Genomic DNA, 9,088 nt, shown 5'->3' on the forward strand with positions numbered 1-9,088 from the left:
AGGGGCTGACCGTGACCGTTGCCGGTGGGGTGTGAGGGCCCCTGACCTGGATGGTCCCGTACCCCGAGCCGGTCCCGGCGCCGGACCTCGCCACAGGCACAAGGTCCTCGGGAGGGCATGGGCATGGGCGGGGGAGGGGGCATGGACGCGGTGTACGCAGCACCGGACGACGATCGTCCCGCCGCGGTCGAGCGCGTCCACCGACCCTTCGCGGCCGACGCCGAGTTCCGCGCCCGGCCCGCACCGTGCGCGCCCGGGCCCCGGCACGCGTATCGCCGGGGCCCGGGGCCGTCCGCTACTCGCCCCGGAGGTTCTCCTTGAGGAACTCCACCTGGAGCAGCATCAGGTTCTCCGCGACGGTCGGGTCGGACGGGGAGTGCGTCACCCCCGACAGCGGCAGCACCGTGTGCGGGCGGCCCGCCGCCATCAGGGCCGACGACATCCTCTGGGTGTGCGCGAACGCCACGTTGTCGTCCGCCAGGCCGTGGATCATCATCAGCGGGCGCTCCAGCTTGGCCGCCTCCTCCAGGAGCGAGCTGCGCACGTACGCCTCCGGGCGCTCCTGCGGGGCGCCCAGGTAGCGCTCGGTGTAGTGGGTGTCGTACAGCTCCCAGTCGATGACCGGCGCGCCCGCCACCGCCGCGTGGAACACGTCCGGGCGGCGCAGCACCGCGAGCGCGGCGAGGAACCCGCCGAACGACCAGCCGTGGATGCCCACACGCGCGGTGTCCAGGAAGGGGAAGCGGGCCGCCGCGTCCCGCAGGGCCGCCACCTGGTCGTCCAGCACCGGCGCCGCCAGGTCGAGGTGGATGCTCTGCTCCCACTCCACCCCGATCCCCGGGGTGCCGCGGCCGTCCGCGATGAGCACCGCGAAGCCCTGCTCCGCGTACCACTGGGCGGTCAGGTAGGCCCCGCGCGCGTTGAGGACCCGCTGGGCGTGCGGTCCCCCGTAGGGGGCCATCAGCACGGGGAGCGGACGGAGGTCCTCGCGGTACCAGGACGGCAGGACGAGCGCGGTCGGGATCCGCCGCTCGCCGGCGCGCCAGAACTCCACCCTCGGCTCGGGGAGCTCCGGCGCCTCCGCGAGGCTGGGGATCTCGGAGTACGCCCGCCGCGTCTCGGTGTCGGCGTTGCGCACGACCACGGTGCGCACCCCGGCGAAGTCCATCGACCGGTGCTGGACGACGAGGGTGCCGCCGCGCAGCCTCCCGGAGCGCAGGCCGCTGTGGGCCCCCGAGTCGGCGGATCGGGAGCAGCCGTGCCCGGGGACCTCCACCGGCGCCGACAGGCCGGTGGCCAGGTCCACCAGCCACAGGGACACGTCGCCGGGGCTCCCCGCGGGCGAGCCCGTGTAGAGGACGCGGTCGCCGTCCACGTCGACGACCCCGCGCACGTACACGTCGGCGGGGCTGACGGGCGTGCCGCCGACGTACACGCGCCGCTCACCGGGTCCGTCGGGCCCCTCGGGCCCGCGGGCGATCCACACCAGGTCCCCGGAGGCGGTGTGGGCGGGCACGCCCGGCATCAGCTCGACCCACACGCCGTCGGTGTCGGTGCGCACCTCGGCGACCAGGCCGGTGGCCGGGTCGGCGCTGAGGAGGGTGAGCGAGCGCTGGCCGCGGTCCTGCGCGGTGAGGACGACGGTGGGGGTGCCGTCGGGGCCGGTGGTCCAACCGACGGTCGACAGGTAGGGGAAGGCCTCCCGGTCCCACTCCACCCAGGTGGGGGTGGGGCGGCCGTCCCGCCGGTACGCCCCCGCCGTACCGACCGGGAACACGGCCAGGCGCACGTCCGCGTTGACGCCCCCCGCCGGCGGGTAGCGCAGCGCCGTCGGCTCCTGGCCGGGGCGGCCGGGGTCGGAGACGTACCAGGTGTTCACCGCGGACTCGTCCACGCGGGCGACGGCCAGCGAGGAACCGTCCGGAGCCCACCAGAAGCCCCGGTAGCGGCCCATCTCCTCGGCGGCGACCAGCTCGGCCAGACCCCAGGTGACGTGGTCGCCGTCGGGCTCGGCGACCACCCTGTCGCCGTGGTCGGACTCGGCCGCGGCGACGTCGATGACGCGCACGGCCCCGCCGCTGACGTAGGCGACGCGGTCGCCCGCCGGACTGATCCGCGGGTCCACGACAGGGGTGGCCGCGGGCAGCTCGCGGGGCGCGCCGCCGTCGCCGACCAGGTCGACGTAGAACAGCCGCCCGGACAGGGTGAAGACCGCCCTCGTGAAGGCGTCGTCCACCGAGTAGGACACGATGCCGCCGCCGCTCTCGCGGAGGCGCTCACGGCGGGCCCGCTCCTCCGGGGGGAGGTTCTCGTCGTCGGCACCCAGGGCCTTGGGGTCGGCGACCACCGACTCGGTCCCGGCCTCCGTCTCGTGCACCCACAGGCACGTGCCCGTGTCTACTCCGTCGCGCCCCCGGAGGAAGGCGACGCGTTGTCCGTCCGGCGAGATCTGGAACGCGCGCGGAACACCGATCGTGAAGCGTTGGGTACGGGCCTGTTGGCGAGGAAAACTCATAGGGGGATTGTGTCCCATGCCGCGCCCGGGCGGGGGCGCGTCCCCTCCCCACCGGCCACGACGCGCGGAGGTCCGCGCCGGGCGGCGTCCCGGGGGCCGCACCCGCCCCCTCGCGCCTCAGGAGGCCTCCGGAGGCCGCTGGGGGCGCCCCGTGCGTGCCGCGTCCCCGCCCCCGCGCGCCGCAGGAGGCGCGCTCCGCTTCCGCGCCCGCACCCCGTCGCACCGGGCGGGGTTCCGGACCCCGGTCGGACACGGGTGTGTGAAGGTCACGCCATGTCGTGATGCGACCGGTATCGTTCGCTATGTGACTGACAGGCGACTGATGATGGTGCACGCGCACCCCGACGACGAGAGCATCGTCACGGGTGCGACGCTGGCGAAGTACGCGGCCGAGGGGGCCGGCGTCACCCTGGTGACCTGCACCCTCGGTGAGGAGGGCGAGGTCATCCCCGACGACCTCGCGCACCTGGCCGCCGACCGCGACGACACCCTGGGCAGCCACCGGACCGGCGAGCTGGAGAAGGCCTGCGTCGCCCTGGGCGTGCGCGACCACCGGTTCCTCGGCGGCGCCGGCCGCTACAGGGACTCGGGCATGGCGGGCGGCCCCGCCAACGACCACCCGAAGGCGTTCGCGGGGGCCGACCCGGAGGCCGCCGCGACGATGCTCGCGGAGATCATCCGCGAGGTCAGGCCGCACGTACTGGTCAGCTACGACGAGTACGGCGGCTACGGGCACCCGGACCACGTCCAGGCGCACCGGATCACCCGGCGCGCGTGCGCCCGGGCCGGTGAGCGCTCCATGGCGGGCACGCCCTGGCAGGTCGGCAAGCTCTACGCGATCGCCCAGCCGGTGTCCGTGATCGAGGCGTCGATCGCGAGGCTCAACGAGGAGGCGGGCCCGTTCACGCCGCCCGCCCAGGTGTCCGACATCGCGCGCGGCACCCCGGACGAGCTGGTGACCACGCGCGTCGACGCGGGGGCGCACTGGGCGGCGAAGGCGATGGCCATGCGGGCGCACGCCACGCAGATCACCGTGGACGGCGGGCGGTTCGCCCTGTCGAACGGCATCGCGCAGGAGATCGACGCCGTCGAGTACTTCACACTGCTGCTGGGGCCGGCGCCGCGCGTCCGGCCGGGGGAGTACGAGACGGACCTGTTCTCGGGGCTGTGATCCCGGGCGGTCCGGGCGACCGTCTACCCTCGTCTGCTGTGAGCACACCTGAGTCCACCGGGGCCGGAGAGCGGAGACCGCCCCGGACGTCCCTGTCGCCGCTGCTGACCGCGGCCACCTTCGCGGTCCTGCTGCTGCTCGGCGCCCTCCTGGGCCTGCTGTCCACGACCGGCGCCGGCTGGCTCACCCGCTACTGGGACGCGGGCCGGCCCGCGACCCTGCTGTCGGTGGCGGGGCTGGTGGCCTTCCTGGCGCTCCTGTACGGGGCGGGCCGCCTGTGCGCGTGGGGGACTCGGGGCCCGTCCGGGGCGGTGGCCTTCGCGGTGGGGTTCCTGGCGGTGCTGATCGCCCTGGTCAGCTACCTCCCCGGCGGTGACGCCGTCCTCAGGAACCACCTCATGCACAACGCGTACATGTTCGGGACGATGCTGGTCCTGGCGATCTCCGTGGTCCGCAGCGGGATCTTCCTGCCCCCGGCCCCGCAGGGCGGCGCCCGGCCGCAGGAGCGGCCCCCCGCGGGCGCGCACCCGCCGAACGGGGACTGACCCCGGGGCGATCCCCGGGGTCCTCTCCCCGTGTACGGGCTCAGGCCCAGAACTGCAGCAGGAGCTCTCCGTAGAAGGCGATCCCGGGGAACACCGGATTGGGCAGGACCAGGTCGAACAGGCCGTACACCAGGTTCACCATGACCTCCCTGACCCCGGGGAACCACAGGACGGCGAACACGGCCACGGAGCCGAACAGGGCGTTGCGGCGGGCGGCGGGGACCCACGGCGCGCGGTGCGCCGCCGCGGCCAGCACCTCGAAGCCGTCCAGGCCCGGGACGGGCAGCAGGTTGACGAGGGCGGCGGTCAGGTTCGCGAAGGACAGCAGCGCCATCGCGGCGATCGCCCAGTTGGTGGTGTCGTTGCCGGGGGGGACCAGGACGGTCACGACGGCGGCGAGGACCGCGGACAGCAGGAGGCTGGCCAGCGGGCCGGCGAGCGCCACCGCGGCGCGTCGGCCGCGCGACGGGATGCGGTCCCAGTCGACGTAGGCGGGCGGCCCGGTCATGCCGAAGGCCCCCAGGCCCAGGTAGAGCGAGGGCAGCACGAGCCCGGCGAAGGCCTGCTCGTAGGCGAACGGGTTGAGCCTCAGGTAGGCGCTCCCGCGCAGCGAGCGGTCCCCGGCCAGGTAGGCCGCGAGCGCGTGCGCGAACTCGTGGACGGCCGAGGAGACGATCCACCCGAGCAGGATGAGCAGGGGCGGGATCAGCGGGGTGACGCTCGCGCCCTCGGCGGCCCAGTCGAGTTCGACCGCGCGCCAGGAGAGCCAGCCGGCGAACCCCGTGAGCCCCAGCAGCAGGACGAACACCGGGCTGGGCAGGAAGTCGAGCCGGCTCGGGGCCGGGGCGCCCTCCGCGGGCGCGCCGTCGTCCCCGGGGGGGTCCTCCGCGTCCGCGGTGTCCCCGCCGGGCCCGGGAGCCCCTGTGCCCCCCTCCCCGGAGGACGCCGGTTCGTCGTCGTCCCCGCCCAGGTCGGGCCGGTTGAGGGCGCCCTCGGGCATCCTGTCCCACGGGTCGACGCCGGGCGCCTCGTCCGCGCCCCGGTCGGGTCCGGGCGCGTCGGTCGTCTCCGCCTTCTGGGGCGGTTCGGGCGTGGGCATGGTGCTCCTGCTGGTCGCGGGTGGGTCGCGCTCCAGATTAGGCCCTGGGCGGGACCCGTGCGCAGCGGGTGCGGCACAGGGGGGGGCGGGGCGGCGCGGGGGCCTACACGACCGCCCGGGGGGCCACCGCCGACCGGTGCAGGCACGCGACCGCGAAGGCGCGGCCGGGCGCCGTCAGCTCCCGGTGCCCGGCGCCGTCGTCCTCGCCGAGCAGGCCGAGGGTCTCCAGCAGCCAGCACACCGCCATCACCAGCGCCCGCACCCGGTCCGAGGCGGCCTCGGCGGTCCGCCGGTGCGAGGCGGCGTGCCGGCCCGACGCGAGCGGCGGCTCCGGCGGCACCCAGCCCGACTCGGTCAGCGTCCTCTCGGCCGCCTCCACGTCCGACTCGCGCCGGCGCTCGTGCGAACCGCCGCCCTGCGGGGAGCGGGACAGCAGCATGCCCAGGAGCGTCTCCGCCGCCGCCTGCTCCAGTCCGCCGGTTCGGCACAGGGTCTCGGTGGAGGCCCGCCACAGCGCCTCGGGGTCCTCGCGCAGCTGCCGCCCGCGCCGGGTCAGGACGAGCCGGCGCCCCGAGCGGCGCACGGCGCGCATGCCCCGCAGCGCCTGGTGCAGGGCGATCAGCTGGGTCGCGTCCGTCTCGCTGCGCGGGGGTTCCGGGGTGGTCCGCCAACCGAAGTCCGCGCACATCTGGCGGACCACGCCCGGCGAGATGTAGCCGATCTGGGTGAGGGCGATGCCGTCGGCGGCGAGGTCCAGCAGCCGTTGCAGCGGCGCCATCGACCGGTCCGCCGCGCGCGGCACGTCCGCGCCGGCGATGATCTGCCCGACGAGCGGCCACAGCCGCTGCCGGTGCGGGTGCGCCGACGAGCTGAGCCACGCGCGGACCCGCTCCTCCCGCACCAGGTCCAGGTGGCTCAGGCCCCGCCGACCCGGGCGGGTCAGGAAGGAGCGCGTGAACTGCTCCTGGGCCGGACGCCACCCGCGCTTTCCCGGCCTGACGTCGCCCAGGGAGATGGCCAGCTCCAGGGCGGCCGAGGTCTCGTCGCGGGCGCGGATCTCCGCGTCGCCGACCGCGGTGCCCCACGTGAGCTCGGGGAGGTCCGGGGGCTCGACCCCGGACTCCCACATGAGCCGCTCGTACATGGCCAGCCCCGCCGCGTGGTCCTCGGAGTAGACGGCGAGCAGGGAGGAGGTCTCCTGCGCCGAGCAGATCTGCGCGTACCGGTAGAGCTGGAGGAGGGAGAAGAGGCTGCCGAGGGAGCGCACGGCGAACAGCTGCTCGTCGGCGGAGTCCTGGAAGCGGACCGGGAGCTCGAACCAGCAGAACCGCTGGACGGCGTGCTGGTTGAGCCTCTCGAGCTCCCGGTCCGGCGCCAGGGCGTCCAGCGCCGCCCGTGCCGTGTCGGCGGCCCGCTCGTCCCGTCGGGCCAGCTCGGCGAGGGCGGACGCTACTGCTTCGCGCATGACGGGCGCTCACCACCTCCCCGCGTACCCGCGCCCGTCCGCGCGGTGTTCCGCGGGGGGCGCGCTGTCTCGTTCGTCTGTCCCCGGGAGGGTCGGGCCGGGACCCGCTCCGGGACTGTGCGTCTCCTACCCCGCACGGGGCGAAGAATGCCTGTGCCCAGGCACGTGTGGACGCCGCGCCCGGCGCCGGGACCGTCCGGCCCGCAGCGGGGCTCAGGCAGTCCTCGGGGGAGGACCGCCGCGGCGGCGCGGGGGCACCGGCGGAACGACGCGGCTGGCGGCGACGGCCGACTCCTCGACCTCCACCGCGGAGCCGTCGCGCCGGCGCACGGTGATGACGCCGCCGTCCCAGGACTCCACGACCCCGACGATATCGGTGAACCCGCCCCCGGGGAGGGTTGTGCGTACGGAGACCCGGCGGCCCACGTCCTCCGGGGTTATCCGGTGGACGAGACGTCCTCCCATGTGCATCGAACGAGCCCCCCGATTGTGCGCAGGTTGTTCTTCGCCGCCATACTAGGAGGACGACATCTGTGCCATTTGCTTGCAGAGCCCGGGAGCAGGGCATAGGCGCCCGCACGCCGAACCCGGTCCGGGGTTCTCAAGGTCCCCGCCTCCCCCGTGGAAAGCGGGGGTGAGACAAGGAGTACGACGTGACCTACGTCATCGCGCAGCCCTGTGTTGATGTGCTGGACAAGGCGTGCATTGACGAGTGCCCCGTGGACTGCATCTACGAGGGCGACCGCATGCTCTACATCCACCCGGACGAGTGCGTCGACTGCGGTGCGTGCGAGCCGGTCTGCCCGGTCGAGGCCATCTACTACGAGGACGACCTGCCCGAGCAGTGGTCCGACTTCTACAAGGCCAACGTCGACTTCTTCGACGACCTGGGGTCCCCGGGCGGCGCCTCGAAGGTCGGCAAGATCGACCGCGACCACCCGCTCGTCGCGAAGCTGCCCCCGCAGGCCGAGTAGCCGCGCAGTCCGCGTTCCGGCCCGACAGGGGCCGAGCCGCCACCGCACCCCCCTGGCGCAGAGGGTGCGCGGGCGTGGGTCACCCGTGCGGTGACGTGTCGCGCCGACCCCCTCCGGCGGGTCGGCGCGATTGCTGTGCGAACCGAAACCGATGGATGGAGTGTGCACCGATGGCCGAGCGGCGACCCGTGGCGGACCGGCTCCCGACCTTCCCGTGGGACCGGCTGGCGCCGTACAAGCGCACGGCCGCGGCGCACCCCGGCGGCATCGTGGACCTGTCCGTCGGCACGCCGGTCGACCCGGTCCCGGCCTCCCTCCGCAAGGCCCTGTCCGACGCCTCGGACTCGCCCGGATACCCGCTGACCTGGGGAACGCCCGAGCTGCGGGCCTCCATCCGCGGCTGGCTGTCGCGCCGCCACGGCGTGGACGTCGCCGAGGGCGCGGTGCTGCCCACCGTCGGCTCGAAGGAGCTCGTCGCGTGGCTGCCGACCCTCCTCGGCCTCGGGGCGGGCGACACGGTCGTGCACCCCGCACTGGCCTACCCGACCTACGACGTCGGCGCCCGGATCGCCGGTGCGGCCCCGGTCGCCTCCGACGGCCTGACGGCGCTGGGCCCGGCCCCGGCGGGGCTGGTGTGGGTGAACTCGCCCAGCAACCCGACCGGGCGCGTCCTGGGCGTCCCGCACCTGCGCAAGGTCGTGGAGTGGGCCCGCGAGCGCGGGGCCGTGGTGGCCTCCGACGAGTGCTACCTGGACCTCGGCTGGGACGGCGCCGAACCGGTGTCGATCCTGCACCCGGACGTGTCGGGCGGATCGCACGACAACCTGCTCGCGGTGCACTCGCTCTCCAAGCGCTCCAACCTGGCCGGCTACCGGGCGGCCTTCGTCGCCGGGGACCCCGCCCTGGTCGGAGAGCTGCTGGCGGTGCGCAAGCACGCCGGGATGATCGTCCCCGCGCCCGTCCAGGCGGCGATGCGGGCGGCCCTGGACGACGACGCCCACGCCGCCGAGCAGAAGGAGCGGTACCGGGCCCGCCGGGCCCGGCTCCGCGCGGCCCTGGAGGGGGCGGGCTGGCGGATCGAGCACTCCGACGCCGGACTGTACCTCTGGGCGAGCCACCCCCGCCACGACGCCTGGGGCGCGGTCGCGCACCTGGCGGAGCGCGGTGTCCTGGTGGCCCCCGGCGACTTCTACGGCGCCGCGGGGGCGGGACACGTGCGGGTGGCGTTCACCGCCACCGACGAGCGCGTCGGGGCCGCCGTCGAGCGGCTGGCGGAGTAGCGGGACGGTCCCGGGGAACGGCCCGGCGGCCGTTCCCCG

The 9,088-nt window shown here is 75.2% G+C and carries 8 protein-coding genes; 4 read left to right on the forward strand and 4 right to left on the reverse strand.

Annotated features, from left to right (window positions below):
* Window positions 1-295: 295 nt before the first annotated feature.
* Complete coding sequence (locus ABZ234_RS14470) at window positions 296-2,515, reverse strand: prolyl oligopeptidase family serine peptidase (protein WP_355012321.1); 2,220 nt, start codon at window positions 2,513-2,515, stop codon at window positions 296-298.
* 304 nt (window positions 2,516-2,819) lie between these two features.
* Between ABZ234_RS14470 and mshB the strand changes: the two genes are divergently transcribed.
* Complete coding sequence (gene mshB, locus ABZ234_RS14475) at window positions 2,820-3,686, forward strand: N-acetyl-1-D-myo-inositol-2-amino-2-deoxy-alpha-D-glucopyranoside deacetylase (RefSeq protein WP_267948178.1); 867 nt, start codon at window positions 2,820-2,822, stop codon at window positions 3,684-3,686.
* Window positions 3,687-3,724: 38 nt separating this feature from the next.
* Entirely contained in the window at window positions 3,725-4,231 is a 507-nt protein-coding gene (locus tag ABZ234_RS14480) for a hypothetical protein (RefSeq protein WP_355012322.1), read from the forward strand.
* A 40-nt stretch (window positions 4,232-4,271) separates the two neighbouring features.
* On the opposite strand, the gene ABZ234_RS14485 is transcribed toward ABZ234_RS14480, so the two are convergent.
* From ABZ234_RS14485 to ABZ234_RS14495, 3 genes are all read right to left on the reverse strand, one after another.
* A complete protein-coding gene (locus ABZ234_RS14485; protein ID WP_267948180.1) occupies window positions 4,272-5,330 on the reverse strand; it encodes a site-2 protease family protein in 1,059 nt (352 codons plus the stop codon).
* Between the two features lie 103 nt (window positions 5,331-5,433).
* Window positions 5,434-6,795 carry a hypothetical protein gene (locus ABZ234_RS14490; RefSeq protein ID WP_355012323.1) on the reverse strand — a complete coding sequence of 454 codons (1,362 nt, stop codon included), beginning with the start codon at window positions 6,793-6,795 and terminating at the stop codon, window positions 5,434-5,436.
* A 213-nt stretch (window positions 6,796-7,008) separates the two neighbouring features.
* Window positions 7,009-7,266, reverse strand: a complete 258-nt coding sequence (locus ABZ234_RS14495; RefSeq protein ID WP_267948182.1) for a hypothetical protein — start codon at window positions 7,264-7,266, stop codon at window positions 7,009-7,011.
* A 182-nt stretch (window positions 7,267-7,448) separates the two neighbouring features.
* Here ABZ234_RS14495 and fdxA point away from each other — a divergent pair, with 182 nt between their 5' ends.
* Together fdxA and dapC are read left to right on the forward strand one after the other, a co-directional pair.
* Entirely contained in the window at window positions 7,449-7,769 is a 321-nt protein-coding gene (gene fdxA, locus ABZ234_RS14500) for a ferredoxin (protein ID WP_013154907.1), read from the forward strand.
* A gap of 170 nt (window positions 7,770-7,939) precedes the next feature.
* A complete protein-coding gene (dapC, locus tag ABZ234_RS14505; protein WP_355012324.1) occupies window positions 7,940-9,049 on the forward strand; it encodes a succinyldiaminopimelate transaminase in 1,110 nt (369 codons plus the stop codon).
* The last annotated feature ends 39 nt before the right edge of the window (window positions 9,050-9,088 follow it).

Origin of the sequence: Nocardiopsis sp. NPDC006198 (assembly GCF_040613895.1) — a bacterium.
Classification (GTDB): domain Bacteria; phylum Actinomycetota; class Actinomycetes; order Streptosporangiales; family Streptosporangiaceae; genus Nocardiopsis; species Nocardiopsis tropica.